Origin of the sequence: Vibrio sp. 1562, from assembly GCF_033340155.1 — a bacterium.
Taxonomy (GTDB): Bacteria; Pseudomonadota; Gammaproteobacteria; order Enterobacterales; family Vibrionaceae; genus Vibrio; species Vibrio alginolyticus.
Window position 1 is genome coordinate 235,815 of sequence record NZ_JAWOVY010000004.1, and the last position, 15,369, is coordinate 251,183.

The following is a 15,369-nucleotide window of genomic DNA, read 5'->3' on the forward strand; positions in this document are numbered from 1 at the left end:
ACAAAATGAAAACACTCAATATCTATCTTGTGCGTCATGGAAAAGTAGACGCTCCACCAGGACTCCATGGCCAAACAGATGTAAAAGTTACGCCTGCTGATCAAGAGAGTATTGCTCGGGCTTGGGCCGAGAGTGGACGAGGTGTGGGTGGAATAATTTCTTCTCCGCTTTCACGCTGTCAAGAACTGGCAAACATCATTGCTGAACAGCAATTATTACCAGTAATGACGGATGAGTCTTTACAAGAGATGGCATTTGGTGATTTTGATGGTATGCCTTTTGATATGCTCACTGAGCAGTGGAAAAAGCTAGATGCTTTTTGGCAATCGCCAGCACAACATACGTTGCCGAATGCTGAGAGCTTAAGCACATTTTCTGAGCGCATATGTCGCGTTTGGTCTCAAATCATCAACGATATCAATGACAATCTACTTATCGTCACGCATGGTGGCGTCATTCGTATGATTCTTGCTCATGTATTGGAGTTAGATTGGCGTAACCCAAAGTGGTATTCGACGTTGTCGATAGGAAACGCTTCTGTCACGCATGTAACAGTTACCATAGATGAGCAAATTTACGCCTCGGTGCGTTCGATTGGCGTACCTCTTTTAACTCGTTAATTTATAAATATTAAAATGCCCAGAACGATATTGCTTACGGGCATAGTCACGGAAGATGTCAGTGGAAGCCCATCTGCTAGGTGCAGGAAGCGAAAATTGACTCAGTTACATAAAAAGGAAATATAGAAATGACAACGCCGAGTTGGGATTTGTCCATCGTTTATAACGACCTTTCTGACCCACGAATTCAAGACGATATTGCTCTTGTGGAACAATGTATTGATCTTTTGAATAAACAATCAGCAGATTGTGGCAACGTAGAGATCATGCAAAATGCGATTTTGACCAATGAAGCCGCGAGTCGTTTAGCGGGTACAGTTGCAAATTTTGCGAGTTGTTATGCTTCTGTTGATGCAACAAACGCCGAAGCGAAATCGTTACTTGGTAAAATGACCCGCATCTTTTCGGAGCTTTCCCAAGCGTTCAGTCCCTTTGATTTGACACTAACGCATGCCGACGAAGAGTTTATCTTGCGCGTGTTAGACCATGAGAATCCTGATATCAGTGGGCAAGCTTTTTCTATCTTGAATTCTAGAAAGTTGGCGGATACTCGTCTTAGCAACGCAGAAGAACAGTTACTGGCTGCGATGAGTGTGGATGGCAAATCGGCTTGGGGTAACCTATACGATAACCTGACTGGCTCATTGAAAGTGAAGCTTGAGTACACAGATGGTAATAGTGAAGAGCTTGGGTTTTCTCAAGCGGCAAGCATTCTTTATGGTTCTGAATTCGAGCGTCAAGAAGCCGCGTGGCGAGGCGTACAAGATGCAATGCAAACGCACCAAGAATCATTCGCTGCGATTTTGAATGCGTTAGCAGGATGGCGCTTAACTGAAAACAAAAAGCGTTCTACGAAGCGTGAAGTTCACTTCCTAGAGCCGAGTTTGCATGGTAGCCGAATCCAAGCTGAAACTTTAAATGCGATGATGACCGTAGCCAAAGACAGTCGAGCTATTGGTCAGAAAGCGGGTTTATTGATGGCGCAAGTACATGGTCTGGATGAGATGAAACCTTGGAATCATCTGGCGGCTATGCCTGCTTTGAGCGGTGAAGCGAAGGTTTACGACTTTGATGAAGCGATTGATGTTATTTGTGAAGCATTTGAAACAGTAAACCCTGAGATGTCGGAGTTTGTCCGTTTGATGGTACAAAATGGTTGGATTGATGCCGCGCCAAATGCTAACAAGCGTCTTGGCGCATACTGCACCAAACTGCCAGCAACGCGAACACCACTTGTGTTTATGACTTGGAGTGGCAGCCGTTCAGACCTTATGACTCTGGCACATGAACTTGGCCATGCGTTCCATAACTGGGTTATTCGTGATTTGCCACTTTGCCAAACTTACTACCCAATGACGTTAGCAGAAACCGCCTCTATCTTTGCAGAAAACATCGTTCGTGATCATTTGATTTCGAAAGCGGAGAGCGTTGATGAAAAGCTCGAGATGTTGTGGGAAGAGTTGTCATCTGCGCTAGCTTTAATGATCAACATTCCGGTTCGCTACGAGTTTGAAAAATCGTTCTATGAACGCCGCCAGGATGGAGAGTTAACCGCAGATGAATTCTGTGAGTTGATGTCAGAAACTTGGAAAGAATGGTATGGCGACGTAATGAGCGAACCGGATCCGTACTTCTGGGCAAGCAAGCTGCACTTTTCTATTGATAGCGTGAGCTTTTATAACTACCCATACCTATTTGGTTTCTTGTTTAGCAAGGGTATCTATGCACAGCGAGAAACCAAAGGCGAAGCGTTTTACACCGATTACATCAATTTGCTGCGCGATACAGGCTGCATGATGGCGGAAGATGTCGTCGAAAAGCATCTGTCGATGGATTTAACCCAGCCAACGTTTTGGCAGCAGAGTGTTGAGCTAGTGCGTGAAAAAGTCGATGAGTTTGAGCGTTTGCTCGCACAGCGCGGCTAAGTTTTTCGCAGTGTTGATGCATAATCTGCTTTATAGCTACAAAAATTTGATCAAATCATAATGATCTTAATCAGGGCTGTGGTAAAGTTCACAGCCCTAACACTTTGTAATTGTTTGAAAATTAAACGCCTCAATGCTTGATTTGAGTGCCTGGCGCGAAAAGGCATCGGATTTTCGAGGGAAATAGTGATTTCTACTCATAAGTGAGATCGCAGCAACAAAAATCCTTTGTACAATTTATTAACATATCCGCCGTGCTATTAAGGAGTAACGCATGACGAAGTCTCTCTTTCGCCAATCGTTTTTAACTGACACGTTAGATGTTCATATTGATGTCGCACCAGCGGAGCAGGTGCTTTCTAACGGTGTAAAACTTAAACTCTATCAGCGTGGTGTATTAGAAGTAATCCCTGCGAATTATACTCAGGATACGAAGAACATCATCATCTCTTGTGGGGTTCACGGAGATGAAACCGCACCGATGGAGCTGGTGGATTCCATTATTCAAGACATAGAATCTGGGTTCCAGACGGTCGATACCCGTTGTCTGTTCATTATCGCTCACCCAGAGTCCACTCTGGCGCACACGCGATTCCTTGAAGAAAACCTCAACCGTTTGTTTGACGAAAAAGAACACAAACAGACAAAAGAGCTTGTTATCGCCGATACGCTTAAGCTGCTTGTTCGAGATTTTTATCAGGATACCGACCCGACAACACGCTGGCACCTTGATTTACACTGCGCGATTAGAGGCTCGAAGCACTATACGTTTGCAGTAAGTCCTAAGACTCGTCATCCTGTGCGCAGCAAGGCATTGATCGATTTCTTGGACAGTGCACACATTGAAGCAGTGCTCCTGTCAAACTCACCATCGAGCACGTTTAGCTGGTACAGTGCCGAGAATTTTGGTGCGCAGGCTCTCACAATGGAGCTTGGCCGTGTGGCTCGTATCGGTGAAAATGACCTCGATAAACTGACCGCGTTTGATTTGTCTTTACGTAATTTGATTGCGGAAACGAAGCCAGAACACTTACCAAAACCATGCATTAAGTATCGCGTAAGTCGCACAATCGTTCGTTTGAACGAAGACTTTGACTTTATGTTCGACGACAATGTTGAAAACTTCACCTCATTTGTTCACGGCGAAGTGTTTGGTCATGATGGCGACAAACCATTAATGGCGAAGAATGAAAACGAAGCGATTGTCTTCCCGAACCGCCACGTCGCAATAGGTCAACGTGCAGCTCTGATGGTTTGTGAAGTGAAAACCCGTTTTGAAGAGGGTGAGTTGGTTTACGATTAATCCAACATTGCTTTGAGAAGTTAATTGCAATTTACCGAGGCTTAACTGTAAGGTTAAGCCTCGTTTGTTTTTATCGGCCGCTATGGATTTTCAACAACTTATCCTGAACAAGGAACGACGCTGGCAACGTAACCTGATGGTTATGTCGATCGTGCTCGCTGTACTCTCTGCCATTCACTTGATGGTCGGAGAAATTTTCCTTTCTCCTTTTCAATCCTTATCTGCATTTGAACAGAAGTTATTGGTGGACTTGCGTTTACCGAGGTTAGTGTCTGCGGCAATTATTGGTGCTGCGTTAGCGGTATCTGGCGCGACGTTACAAGTGTTGCTTGGGAACGTGTTGGCTGAACCTGGCGTGCTTGGTATCTCTGGTGGCGCAAGCTTAGCAATGGTCTTAATCATGTTCGCGTCACCTGTTCTTCCTACCCCGATTGTTTTTATGTTGGCAGCGATTGCTGGCTCGATGGTATTCACGTTTGTTTTGGTGGCGATAGCAAGGGCAATGCACCTGACGACGGCTCGATTGCTTTTGGTTGGGGTCGCATTGGGTATTTTATCGAGCGCGATTGTGACGTGGGCATTTTACTTTAGTGATGATCTCAGTTTACGCCAACTGATGTATTGGTTAATGGGCAGTATTGGCGGTGCAAGTTGGTATCAACATACCGTTACTTTGGTGATGTTACCGGTGCTTATCTGGTTATGTTGTAAAGGCAAGTCGCTTGATAAATTGATGCTGGGTGAGATTCATGCGACCCAATTGGGTGTCGATGTGCATCAAATGCGTTGGAAATTGATCCTCGCCATTTCTGTTTTGGTGGGTAGCTCAGTCGCTTTGGGTGGCATCATCAGTTTTGTTGGTTTGGTGGTGCCGCACTTGTTGCGTTTGGCTTTTGGTACTGAAAACCGTTATTTATTGCCACTTTCTGCAATATCTGGTGCTGCGTTGCTTGTATTTGCTGACATCGGCGCAAGACTGTTATTGGACTCCGCAGAGTTACCTTTAGGTGTCATGACAACATCGATTGGCGCACCTATTTTCATCTGGATGCTGGTGAAGAGTCATGATGCACGTTAAACATATGTCGGTTGGTAGTCGATTATTGCCTCTTTCTTTTGAATGCAAAGCTGGCGAAATCGTACATATCGTTGGGCCTAATGGTTCCGGTAAGAGTACTTTATTGGCTGCGATTTCTGGTACGTTAAGTCACCGAGACGGTATGAGTGGTGAAGTGTACGTTGGCAACAAAAACTTGCTTACTTTACCGTTGTCAGAGCAAGCTCATGTTCGAGGTTATTTGTGTCAGCAATCGCGCCCAGCGTTTAATGTTGATGTGTTTCAGTATCTCGCTTTATCTCTGCCAAGTGGTGCTGAGATTGCGGATATCAAAGTGCGTGATGCTGTCAATATGGTGGTGGAGCTGGTACAACTGCAAGATAAGCTTCATCGCAGTATTCAAACATTATCCGGTGGTGAGTGGCAGCGTGTCCGATTAGCAGGTGTATGTTTGCAGGTGTGGCGTACCATTAATCCTTTTTCGCAGTTTTTAATTTTGGATGAGCCAGCAGCACCGTTAGATATTGCGCAAGAGGGTCTGCTCTATCAATTGATTAACACTATGGCGGCGCAGGGAATTGGAGTATTGGTTGCTAATCACGATCTCAATCGCACATTAAAGCACGCAGATAAAGTATTGCTGCTTAACAACGGTGTGCTGCACTCATCAGGAAGTGCCGATACTGTGCTAACGGAAGAAGCTCTCGGGGAAGTGTTCAATACTCAAGTCAAAAAGGTCATCGTAGATGAGCAACCTTATTTAATCTTTGATTAATGTTTAGGGACAATAAAAAACGACCTACTTGAGGTCGTTTTTTTTTAATCGAGATAGCCAAACTCAACGCTTATTGAGTTAACGGTTTTAGATCTGCAGGGCGGTAGTAAACAGATTTGAGTACTTTGCCTTTACGAATGGTTTTACCTTCCGATACGAAATCTTCGGCGCATTTCGCGATGATGTATTCACCTTTCTGCACCGCCATCAACTTGATGCCTTGTTCCGCGTAGAATGCTTCTGTTTCTGAGTACTCTTGCTCGTTACGGCATACTTTGCTCATGTTGCTTGAATGTACTTCATCCCAGCAAGGAATAAATTCGATACCACGGTTTACCGCAACGTTTAATAGAAGATCAATTAAGTAGCTGATCGCCAGGTTGTCTTCTATTTTGCTGTGGCCAAGATGAACGAGACGGCCCATTAATACATACACGCTGTCTACGATGGCATCTGCTTGCTCAGTTTTACAATCTGCTTCTGCTAGCTCTGTTAGCTCTTCGATCGCCAAAGAGGTGTGTAGTGTATCTGCTTGTGCATCAAGGCTTGCAGCGTCTGCGACTGGTAAGTCGAACGTACTACGGAACTCGGTGATATCACGGTATAAGTGATCAAAAATCTCTTGGGTTAGCTTTGACAGTTGCATTCTAATTTCCATTGAATCGATTGAAGCGGCAATGATACCAAACCGCACTTTGAACCCCAAGGGCATTGCATCTAACTGGTGATAAATCTGCCTTTGGGGAATGGTGGTGCTTAACGAAATAGGTAAGGGAACAGCTTTTTACGTTCTTCCTCTGAAAGGGCGGAAACACGAGCGATGTTCGTATCGGGAATGGATTTAGGATCAGGATAGTGTTTTAGTACCTTTTCCATACTCTCTTCGCGAATCAAATGGAAGATCGGGTAAGGAGAACGATTGGTCAGGTTTTCGTCGTCTTCAGGCCTTGCGCCGCCAAAACAGTAATCAGGATGGAAAGTCGCTACTTGGAAAATACCTTCCCAGTTTTGCTGCTTAATTAATCCTTCAACCCAATCTATGCAAAAGTTGTAGTCCCAGAAATCTTGTAGCATGTTGGGAACCACAACCAACGTGGTCTCAAGTTGTTCGGGTTCTGTGTTACTCAGCTCAATCAGCTGCAATAAAATATCTTCAAGAAGCGCTTCTTCTTGAGTCGCTTCACTAACAAAAATTTTGATTTGTTTATTACGTTGCGGTTTGGCAGCAAACGGACAAAGGTTGAGTCCGATTACCACATCGTTGAGCCATTGATCGACCTGTTGAGTGATCGCTTCGATATCTGTGTTTTGTGTTGAACGCGTTGACATACGACTTTCTGGTTTTTATTAAAGTAGCCCAAGCATAGCAGAGTTGGTTATCCAAGTAACCAGAGAGGTATTACGCAAATGAGCGTACCTTAGCTACTCTTTAAACTCGCAGCGTCAGGTGTTTGGTCAGTATGCTTTCTTTCGGCAATGTGTTTCAAATACGCAATCGCAGCAAACATCGCTAGGTAGACGGCGCTTCCCCCCATGAGAACACTCGACCAACCACCATGTTGCCAACAATAAAGAAGTAAGAATCCTCCCAAACTACCGCCTACATAGTAGTGTACTAAGTAGAGCGCTGTCGCGGTGGCTTTGGCACGAGTGGCATTCTGACCGACCCAACCGTAGGCGAGGGTATGAGTAAAGAAGGCACCAAAACTTATCAGCAACAACCCAAATAGCATTGCAGTCAAGCTTTCAACCGCCGCAATCCACATCCCCGTCATGCTCACTATCGCGCCCAAGAACATGCCGAGGATTGATGAATAACGTTTACTCCAGTGGCCTGCGCAACGAGAGGAGAAAGTTCCTCCCAAGTAACAAATAAAGATCAGTGAGGCCAACCCGACGGGCACATTGTGAGGTTCACTCACCAGACGGAACCCCATTACGGAGTAAAGGTTGACGAACAAAGCAAAGTTGAGTCCTCCTATCAGCATCGCGAACCATACGCGTTGGTTTTTAAAATGACCAATAAGCGCACGATTTTGATGGCGCAAGCTGCTTGATGACGGGGTGAAGTTGCGCTGTGTTGGCAATAAATAGTGAACGCCAATGACACCAAGAAGAGTGAACACCATCATAACTTCAATGGCGACATCAACATTGAAATTGTCCGCCAATAAGCCGCCGCTAATACGTCCTGCAATACCGCCTAATGAGTTAGCCGCAATGTACGTTCCAATTGCCATCGAGAAAGCGTGCTTGTCGAGCTCTTCTGCCATGTAAGCCACGGCGACCGCAGCAAAAGCGGCGAGCGCGACACCGATCAGTGCTCGACATACCACCAAAAACAGGAATGAGTCACCAAACAGCATCAAAGCGGAAAGGGTAGGAATCGAAAACAGACCGGCCATCATGACTGGTTTTCGTCCCACTGATTCTGATAACACAGCCATTGGAACGAGGCTAAAAGAGAGAGCGAGTGTTGAGGCCGCAAATAACCAGTTCACTTGCGTTTCTGAGATCGTAAAAATTTGGGCAAAAGTGGGCAGCATTGGCTGTAGTAGGTATAAATTTGAAAAAACCAAGAAGGAACCAAGCGCTAGCGAGAGCGTAATGCGTTTGTATTCCGGTGTGCCAAAACTGACCATGAATCCTGCCTAATGTGAGCAAATGGAGAGACTGTGATCAATCTATCAGTTCGTTATAAATTAAAAAAATATATTAAAAATATGGACACCATATATTTTTGATCTAATGGAATCGAAACAACTTAAACATTTTCTGGCGGTCGCTGAACACGGAAACATTACCCATGCGGCGAAAGCCCTGCATATTGCCCAGCCCGCATTAAGCATTTCTATCAAAAAGTTTGAGCAGTCTTTGGGCGTTACCCTATTTCGCCGTGATGATAAAAAAATCAGCTTAACGAAAGAGGGCGAAACGTTATTTGTACATGCTAAGCGGGTGATTCAACAGTTGCACGACGCGCAGCTCGCGATTGATGAGTTGAAAGGTTTAGCGAAAGGCGAAGTAAGACTAGGGACGCCATCAATGATGGGCAGTTATTTCTTTCCACGAATTGTGATGGCGTTTAAAAGCCAATTCCCTGAGTTAAAATTGACCTTGGTCGAAGCTGGAACTCAATCGATTCGTCGTATGCTGCTCAATGGTCAACTCGATATTGGTGTGATCAGTTGTGATAATGTGCCTGATGATCTAGAAACTGACCATTTGTTTACTAGCCAAATGGTCGCAGTTGTTTCACCTGAGCATGAGTTAGCCCAGCGACACGCTCTTACTTTTGATGAGTTCTTTGAACACGATTTGGTTATGTTTCAGCATGGCTATTTTCACCGCGAATTTTTGGATCAGGTGAGTGAGGAGCATGGGTTTACCATGAAGTCATCATTCGAGACCAACTTACTGCCTTTGATTTTGAGTATTGTAAAACAAGAGTTTGCGATTACCGCGTTACTGGAATTGGTGACTCAACATGAGTCGGGCGTTGTTGGCTTACCGTTTGAACCACCAGTTACGCTGGATCTGGCACTTGCTTGGCGCAAGCAGGGGTATTTATCAATAGCAGATCGAACGTTTATCGACTTTATCAAGCGCTACGTTTAAACGCAGCGCAGATTCATCGTCCGAGCACTAGTCGCCTTTGTACATCTTCTCGAAGTTCTTTGGGTTCCAGCCAATCATTACCCGATCACCAATTTTTAAAACTGGCACTGAACGAGCACCAAGCGCATCAAGTTCTTTGCGACCGCGTTGCATCTTAGCATTGCACAAACGATAGTTAATATTTTTCGAATCCAGATAACGTTGAGCATCTTTGCAGTGAGGGCATTTGTCTTTGACGTAAAGGACGACACGTTTCATTGAGTTTCTCTCCATTATCATTGGGAGGCGAAGTTTAACGGCCTTTCACCATAAATGAAAGGCGAAAGCTAAGGTGAAACTGTCCTTTATCTCAGGTATATTGAGCGCCTTTATTTTGTCATAACAGACGTTAACTCTATGCATCCGTCACTTCGATACATTCAAGGCTACCCACAAAACATCGTAGAGCAGGTGAGCTCATTGATAGCGAGTGGCAAGTTTGTTCCTTGGTTCGAAAAGCGTTATCCCGATAGGCACCAAATCAAAAGCGAAAGGGCGCTCTATGAGTACGCCATGGCAATCAAAAATCGCTACATGAAGAAAGCCGCGCCAATCAGTAAAGTTGTCTACGATAAGAAAATTCACGCGGTAAACAATGCGCTTGGTTTGCACAGTGTAATCAGTAGAAACCATGGTGGTAAGCTTAAGTCGAAAAACGAGATTCGCATTGCCAATGTATTTAAAGATGCGCCCGAGCCACTATTAAGAATGCTGGTGGTACATGAGTTGGCACATACTCGTGAGAAAAACCACGACAAGGCGTTCTATCAGTTATGTTGCTGCATGGAGCCTGAGTATCACCAACTCGAATTTGATGCTCGTTTGTTTATGATTTACCTCGATTTAAAAGCGAATTTGAATGAAGAACAATAATCACAACGCGAAGCAAGCAAAGCCAAAGGCTTCAAAGGCGGCTCAGAATACAGACGCGAATAAAGCCAAGCCGAAGCGTGTTAAAGACAAAGTTGCGCGCAAATCCTCGCAGCCTGCAGGAAAGAGCGAAGTCGAGTTCATAAAAATAGCGAAGAATGGTTTGCATGAGCGTAATGTTCATCGAGGTCGTTACGATTTTAAAAAACTCGTGGAAAGTGAACCACAGTTAAAGCCATTCGTTATCAAAAATCCGAAAGGGGAAGACTCCATAAACTTCTCTGATCCTAATGCTGTTAAAATGCTCAATAAAGCATTGCTTGCTGCGTATTATGGTATCGAGTTCTGGGACATTCCCGACACCTACCTTTGCCCACCGATTCCGGGCCGCGCTGATTACATTCACCGAGTGGCAGAACTACTTGATGGTGAAGTAAAAGGTCAGTACGCGCACCAAAAAGTGAAAGCGTTGGACATTGGCGTGGGAGCAAACTGTATTTATCCGATTGTTGGTGTAACAAAATACGGTTGGCACTATACGGGCAGCGATGTCGATCCAAAATCCATCCAATCGGCTCAAACGATCGTAGAGCACAATCGTGTTTTGACGGGAAAAATTGCACTGGTACAGCAATACAATGATGCCAATATTTATCGAGGTATCATTCAACCGAATGATCGTTATGATGTGACGACATGTAATCCGCCATTCCACCGTTCGGCGGAAGATGCCGCTATGGGCAGCCAGCGTAAAATCGATAATCTAAAAGCAAACCAGCGCAAGAAAGGGCTAAAACCTCAAACCGCACAAGTAAAGACAAGTAAACCTGCGTTGAATTTTGGCGGTCAAAACGCTGAATTGTGGTGTGAAGGCGGAGAAGCGGCGTTTATCCGAAAAATGGCGAATGAAAGCCAAGCTTTTGCCGCGCAGGTCTTGTGGTTTACAACACTTATATCCAAAAAAGACAACGTTCGCCCGATGCGTAAGCAGCTTGAAAAATTGGGTGTGAAAGCCGTTCGTGTGGTTGAAATGAGTCAAGGGCAGAAAGTGAGCCGCTTTGTAGCTTGGTCATACATGGATAAGCAACAGCGCAGAGCATGGATTGAACTCAAGTAACGTTGACCGTTTCACACTGAACAATAAAGTAGGAAGCCCGCTGATATCAGCGGGCTTCTATTTTGGGAGATCTAAAACTTAATGATGGGCTCACAATCTAGTGAACTGAGAGAGACAAAAGTATCTGTTTTGGCATAGTACAAGCCACAGGTTTCACCTCTTATCTGCAACGTATATTGGTCTGGAAGATCCGCATAGCTGCCATCCAACAGTTGATTGTTGTTCCCTTTTACTCGTCCTTTTTCAATCAACAAATGCGGTGAGGATTCAAATACGTTATTTGCGATTCTAGGTGCTGGTGTCCCTTGGATTTCTGCGATCGCGTTTTGAATCTCTATGACTGTTTCCGGAGAGTTCTTTTTACTCAATGCTTCAACGGGTTCTTGTGACATAGCTTGGCATCCTATCAAAGAAATCGAAGTGCCTAAGAAAAGCGCAACCCGAATCAGCATTCGTAAAAAGTTAGTTGATCTCAACATGAATTGCCTCTGTTCGTAGCGGAGAGCGAAGATCGCTTAACTCCGGAGATGAAATGTTACGCGGCATGGCGTTGAAACTTGAAGGGGATACTGGCGGACAGGTTCCAGTTTCCATGTAGTTTAGTGCCGCAGAAAGCATACCTTCAGATGGATCGCCTAATGGTTTTGTTAGGTCGTCATTGACCCAGCAACCTTCCACTCTATTGTCTAAGCCTAGCTCGGTATTGATTTGGCTCTTTGGAGTAGGAATAAAACCATCAGCGAAGTCGCCAAATTTTTTCTCGTTCGCCGACTTGAACTGAATAGTGTAGTACATAGTGCCGCAGTTTTGTTCTGGTGAGAACCCGTACGGTTTACCTGTGGTTGTTGAACCTATTTGGATAACCTCCACATCAATGCCGCGCAAAGCGTTGATTAGCAGTTCACTTGAGGAAGCCGTGCCTCCTGAAGTCAGCACATATACGCGCTTTTTGTTCAGTGTCGGAAGCACTTGATCCGAATATTTCTGTGCTGCCCAGTCTATTGCTAGATTCGTAAAGCGATAGATGTTATCCCCATCTTTAATGGTACGCATCACTTTGTCATTATGAATCAACTCACTGAAGACTCGGTTCTGACCAGCACCGCTTAGCATGTAGCCTACTTGCGAGGACTGAAGGACTAAGCCACCGCCGTTGTAACGTAAATCAACGACGATCTCGTCAACATTCTCTGCTGAGAGCGTACTGAACGCCTCAATAAGCGGGGCTTGAGCGCTTGGTTCAAAGGAGTTGTATTGCAGATAGCCGATCCGCATACCATTTTGTGTAATCACTTTGGCATTTTTAACTGGAGAGGTCATGACATCAGAGGCGGTAAGCGTCACGGTTTTCTCTAGACCGCCAACACTCTCAAATGTGAAGGTGTAATCTTGATTGATGTCAGGGTTAAAGAGCGTTTTATTAATAAAATCAATGTCGGACTGACTACCGGTGTTAACCACATCAATATTATTGATTTTCAGAAGCTTATCACCACGAGCAATGCCGCTTCTATCAGCTGGCGAGGCTTCTTCAGTGTAGGAAATACGAACGTCTCGAGGTTGTACGCCACGTAGGAATGCCCAGTTAAAACCAAATCCAGCAACTAAACCGGATTGCGATGATTTCATATCATCCTCATAAGGGACGGTAAAATGGAAGCGATCTTTTGGTTTACCCGTCGCGGTAGTAGCAGAGGTGACCAGCGTATTGAAGTAATCAGTAACAGTTTTGTAGTTTGCTGGATTATTATCAGGAACCTCGTCATACCATAGATACGTTTCGTTAGTAAAAGCTCTTAAAAAGAGTTTTTCGTGTAATGCAGAGCCCAATTTATCTGGATAGGCGGCATAGTTGTCATATGGGTCCAGTCCGACGCGGGGCGTTTCACATTGGTTGATAAACGTTTTCGACGGTTGGCTAAAATCATGAACTTTCCACGTTGGACCGTTTGCACTGCTAGTGGACGGAGTAGGTGATGAGCTATCACCGCCACCACCGCCACAGCCTTGTAATAATGCGAGAGTGACTGCCGTTGCTAAAGAATACTTAAATTTCACTTTTCTATGTCCTTATAAATAATAGAATTATAATTATGTGTTTTGCTTTTGTTTTTATTAGCTAGGTGAATGTATTAATTTAATTTGTTCGTCTGCAAATTTATAGTTAAATAGTGTGAGGTAAATAACGTAAAAAAGTTGTCTTTTATACTTAAGCTAAATTAGTCATTACTTAAGTTTTCTGTCTATTTCAAAAGAGCTAACAAGACAATTAATAAGTGTGAAATTAAGACAAGTTCTCAGTTGACTAAGCGACGCTTGCTAAATAAAAAATCAGAATTAGATTCAGGAAACGCTTTGAATCAATAGTTTGGTAGGGATATATGATGTTATCTCGGGGGTGTTTGATTTATTTATCTGATGCTTTAACTTAATTTAGTGAGTTGAGCGACGTGCTTTAATAAGCTTCCGTCAATGTTAGGTAAATCATCAGCGAAAAATATCTGAGCACCGGGAGTGCAGCGCATTAATATATTTGTTAGTTCACCTTCATTGTTGGAAGTGTTAACTGCGTTAAGTTTCGCTAATTTATTACAAAGCTCGTCCTCTATTTGCACTTTCTGCTCTTCGGTGAGCCTAATGCGACCTATACATACGCCTGGGTTGATATCATGAGAAAGCGAATCTTGTTGAAATCGCTCTTTGAATAAGGTGTCTAATGCCGTACCTTCTTCCATAATAAATCGACGACCAGAACGGTAAAACAAGCCGTCTCCGAAGTTTTCGACATATCCTAGAATTTCCGCGATACGCAAATAGAATCGTAAGCTTGTATCAGAAAGTCCGTAAGTTTGGGCTATCTCTTGCGGTTTAATATCACGAGAAGTCAGCATATAAATAAAATCAAGTAAATAAGGATGCTCAACGAAAAGGGCGCTCTCTTCATCTGTTAGCATTTGCTCGTTTTGGTGCTGAAGCTCGTTGGCTAAGGTTGCGAGTTCGATGAGATCGGTATTCAGGTAGTTCAGATAAATAAGTACTTTATCCAAACCTAAAGCTGGATTATGTAGGTGGCGTTTAATACTAGATAAAGGGATGCCACTTTTCTCTGACAAGGAATTGTAGCAAAGCCCTTCTTCTTTAATCTTTTGTCGTAGCGCTGCAAGTAAAAACTTTGGTCCAACATTCATCCTTGAATATCACCTTATTCGTTATTCCGTTTACTGGCTGATATTTTGCCTTTCAAGCAGCAGGTTTCGAATCGCTGTGCCTGCTTCTAGAATGTGCTTTTTCAGTAGGTACTTGGCGCCTTCGATATCGCGATTTTGGCACATTTCAAACAAGCTTAAGTGCTCTTCTTCTGCCTTTTTAATGCCTGTAGTAAACAATAGCTGCATGCGTATGTATCGGTCACACTTTGTGTTCAGGTTGTAAATGACGTCCATAGTTTCAGGCATGTTGGCTGGCGCATATAGGGCTTTGTGGAACTCGTAGTTGTAGTTGCTCCATTCTTCTACTTCGTCGCCACTGTTCACTACTGACTCGAAACGTTCGCGAACTTCGCGCGCGCGTTCAAGGTCAGCGTCTGTCATATTTTGAATCGCGCGCTCTAAAATGTGGCATTCCACGACAGCGCGCAGTTCAAATAGCTCATTGATTTTCTCTGGAGATAGCTCAGTGACCGTCGCACCTTTGTGAGGTTCAAAGCTAACGAGTCCTTGTGCTTCCAATTGAACTAACGCTTCACGCACAGGAATTCGGCTAACATTAAACTCTTTTGCTAACGCATCTTGACGTAAAGGTTGACCAGTTTTTAACTCGCCCTTCAAGATCTGAGTTCGAATTGCTTCCTCAACGAGCTGAGTACGCGTTTTAAAAACAGGTTTCTGTGACATTGAAGTCTCCCGTGAAATTAATATTGTATCCAATCCATTTTACTTTAGTAGTTTATTGTTTTTCTGGCACAAACCAACTAGGAAAGAAGGTTTTGAGAAGTAGAGTGAAATAAAAGGCATCAGTTGATGCCTTTTTGAGCCATTTGGTGATT

General features: G+C 44.1%; 16 protein-coding genes. 8 read left to right on the plus strand and 8 right to left on the minus strand.

What is annotated here, in order from left to right; genetic code table 11:
• Positions 1–5: 5 nt before the first annotated feature.
• From cobC to btuD, 5 genes are all read left to right on the plus strand, one after another.
• Positions 6–620: an alpha-ribazole phosphatase gene (gene cobC / locus R7Z49_RS06235; RefSeq protein WP_005389801.1), complete on the plus strand. Its 615-nt coding sequence runs from the start codon at positions 6–8 to the stop codon at positions 618–620.
• A 128-nt stretch (positions 621–748) separates the two neighbouring features.
• Entirely contained in the window at positions 749–2,545 is a 1,797-nt protein-coding gene (locus tag R7Z49_RS06240) for a M3 family oligoendopeptidase (RefSeq protein ID WP_130546029.1), read from the plus strand.
• A 274-nt stretch (positions 2,546–2,819) separates the two neighbouring features.
• The gene (locus tag R7Z49_RS06245) at positions 2,820–3,848 is read left to right on the plus strand and encodes a succinylglutamate desuccinylase (RefSeq protein WP_005377878.1); all 1,029 of its coding nucleotides are present in this window, start codon (positions 2,820–2,822) and stop codon (positions 3,846–3,848) included.
• 82 nt (positions 3,849–3,930) lie between these two features.
• Positions 3,931–4,926, plus strand: a complete 996-nt coding sequence (gene btuC, locus R7Z49_RS06250) for a vitamin B12 ABC transporter permease BtuC (protein WP_042521936.1) — start codon at positions 3,931–3,933, stop codon at positions 4,924–4,926.
• Entirely contained in the window at positions 4,913–5,680 is a 768-nt protein-coding gene (btuD, locus tag R7Z49_RS06255) for a vitamin B12 ABC transporter ATP-binding protein BtuD (protein ID WP_080773704.1), read from the plus strand. Before btuC ends, btuD begins: the two co-directional genes overlap by 14 nt.
• Positions 5,681–5,750: 70 nt before the next feature.
• Here the strand turns inward: btuD and R7Z49_RS06260 are convergent, their stop codons facing one another.
• From R7Z49_RS06260 to R7Z49_RS06270, 3 genes are all read right to left on the minus strand, one after another.
• Positions 5,751–6,326: a nucleoside triphosphate pyrophosphohydrolase family protein gene (locus R7Z49_RS06260; protein WP_042521933.1), complete on the minus strand. Its 576-nt coding sequence runs from the start codon at positions 6,324–6,326 to the stop codon at positions 5,751–5,753.
• A gap of 110 nt (positions 6,327–6,436) precedes the next feature.
• A complete protein-coding gene (locus R7Z49_RS06265) occupies positions 6,437–7,009 on the minus strand; it encodes a DUF1415 domain-containing protein (protein WP_042521931.1) in 573 nt (190 codons plus the stop codon).
• An 89-nt stretch (positions 7,010–7,098) separates the two neighbouring features.
• Positions 7,099–8,322 carry an MFS transporter gene (locus tag R7Z49_RS06270; protein WP_005377873.1) on the minus strand — a complete coding sequence of 408 codons (1,224 nt, stop codon included), beginning with the start codon at positions 8,320–8,322 and terminating at the stop codon, positions 7,099–7,101.
• 106 nt (positions 8,323–8,428) lie between these two features.
• On the opposite strand from R7Z49_RS06270, the gene R7Z49_RS06275 reads away from it, so the two are divergent.
• A complete protein-coding gene (locus R7Z49_RS06275) occupies positions 8,429–9,298 on the plus strand; it encodes a LysR family transcriptional regulator (RefSeq protein WP_005389786.1) in 870 nt (289 codons plus the stop codon).
• A 27-nt stretch (positions 9,299–9,325) separates the two neighbouring features.
• Here R7Z49_RS06275 and R7Z49_RS06280 read toward each other — a convergent pair whose 3' ends face one another.
• The gene (locus R7Z49_RS06280; protein WP_005377871.1) at positions 9,326–9,556 is read right to left on the minus strand and encodes a glutaredoxin family protein; all 231 of its coding nucleotides are present in this window, start codon (positions 9,554–9,556) and stop codon (positions 9,326–9,328) included.
• Positions 9,557–9,694: 138 nt separating this feature from the next.
• On the opposite strand from R7Z49_RS06280, the gene R7Z49_RS06285 reads away from it, so the two are divergent.
• Together R7Z49_RS06285 and rlmF are read left to right on the plus strand one after the other, a co-directional pair.
• Positions 9,695–10,210 carry a M48 family metallopeptidase gene (locus tag R7Z49_RS06285; RefSeq protein WP_047100699.1) on the plus strand — a complete coding sequence of 172 codons (516 nt, stop codon included), beginning with the start codon at positions 9,695–9,697 and terminating at the stop codon, positions 10,208–10,210.
• A complete protein-coding gene (gene rlmF, locus R7Z49_RS06290) occupies positions 10,197–11,324 on the plus strand; it encodes a 23S rRNA (adenine(1618)-N(6))-methyltransferase RlmF (protein WP_170893855.1) in 1,128 nt (375 codons plus the stop codon). Before R7Z49_RS06285 ends, rlmF begins: the two co-directional genes overlap by 14 nt.
• 71 nt (positions 11,325–11,395) lie before the next feature.
• On the opposite strand, the gene R7Z49_RS06295 is transcribed toward rlmF, so the two are convergent.
• From R7Z49_RS06295 to R7Z49_RS06310, 4 genes are all read right to left on the minus strand, one after another.
• On the minus strand, positions 11,396–11,716 hold the full coding sequence (locus tag R7Z49_RS06295) for a hypothetical protein (protein WP_052484232.1): 321 nt from the start codon (positions 11,714–11,716) through the stop codon (positions 11,396–11,398).
• A 70-nt stretch (positions 11,717–11,786) separates the two neighbouring features.
• Entirely contained in the window at positions 11,787–13,382 is a 1,596-nt protein-coding gene (locus R7Z49_RS06300; RefSeq protein WP_042521927.1) for a S41 family peptidase, read from the minus strand.
• A gap of 365 nt (positions 13,383–13,747) precedes the next feature.
• Entirely contained in the window at positions 13,748–14,512 is a 765-nt protein-coding gene (locus tag R7Z49_RS06305; protein WP_005377865.1) for a hypothetical protein, read from the minus strand.
• 30 nt (positions 14,513–14,542) lie between these two features.
• Positions 14,543–15,217: a GntR family transcriptional regulator gene (locus R7Z49_RS06310; RefSeq protein WP_005377862.1), complete on the minus strand. Its 675-nt coding sequence runs from the start codon at positions 15,215–15,217 to the stop codon at positions 14,543–14,545.
• Positions 15,218–15,369 lie beyond the last annotated feature (152 nt).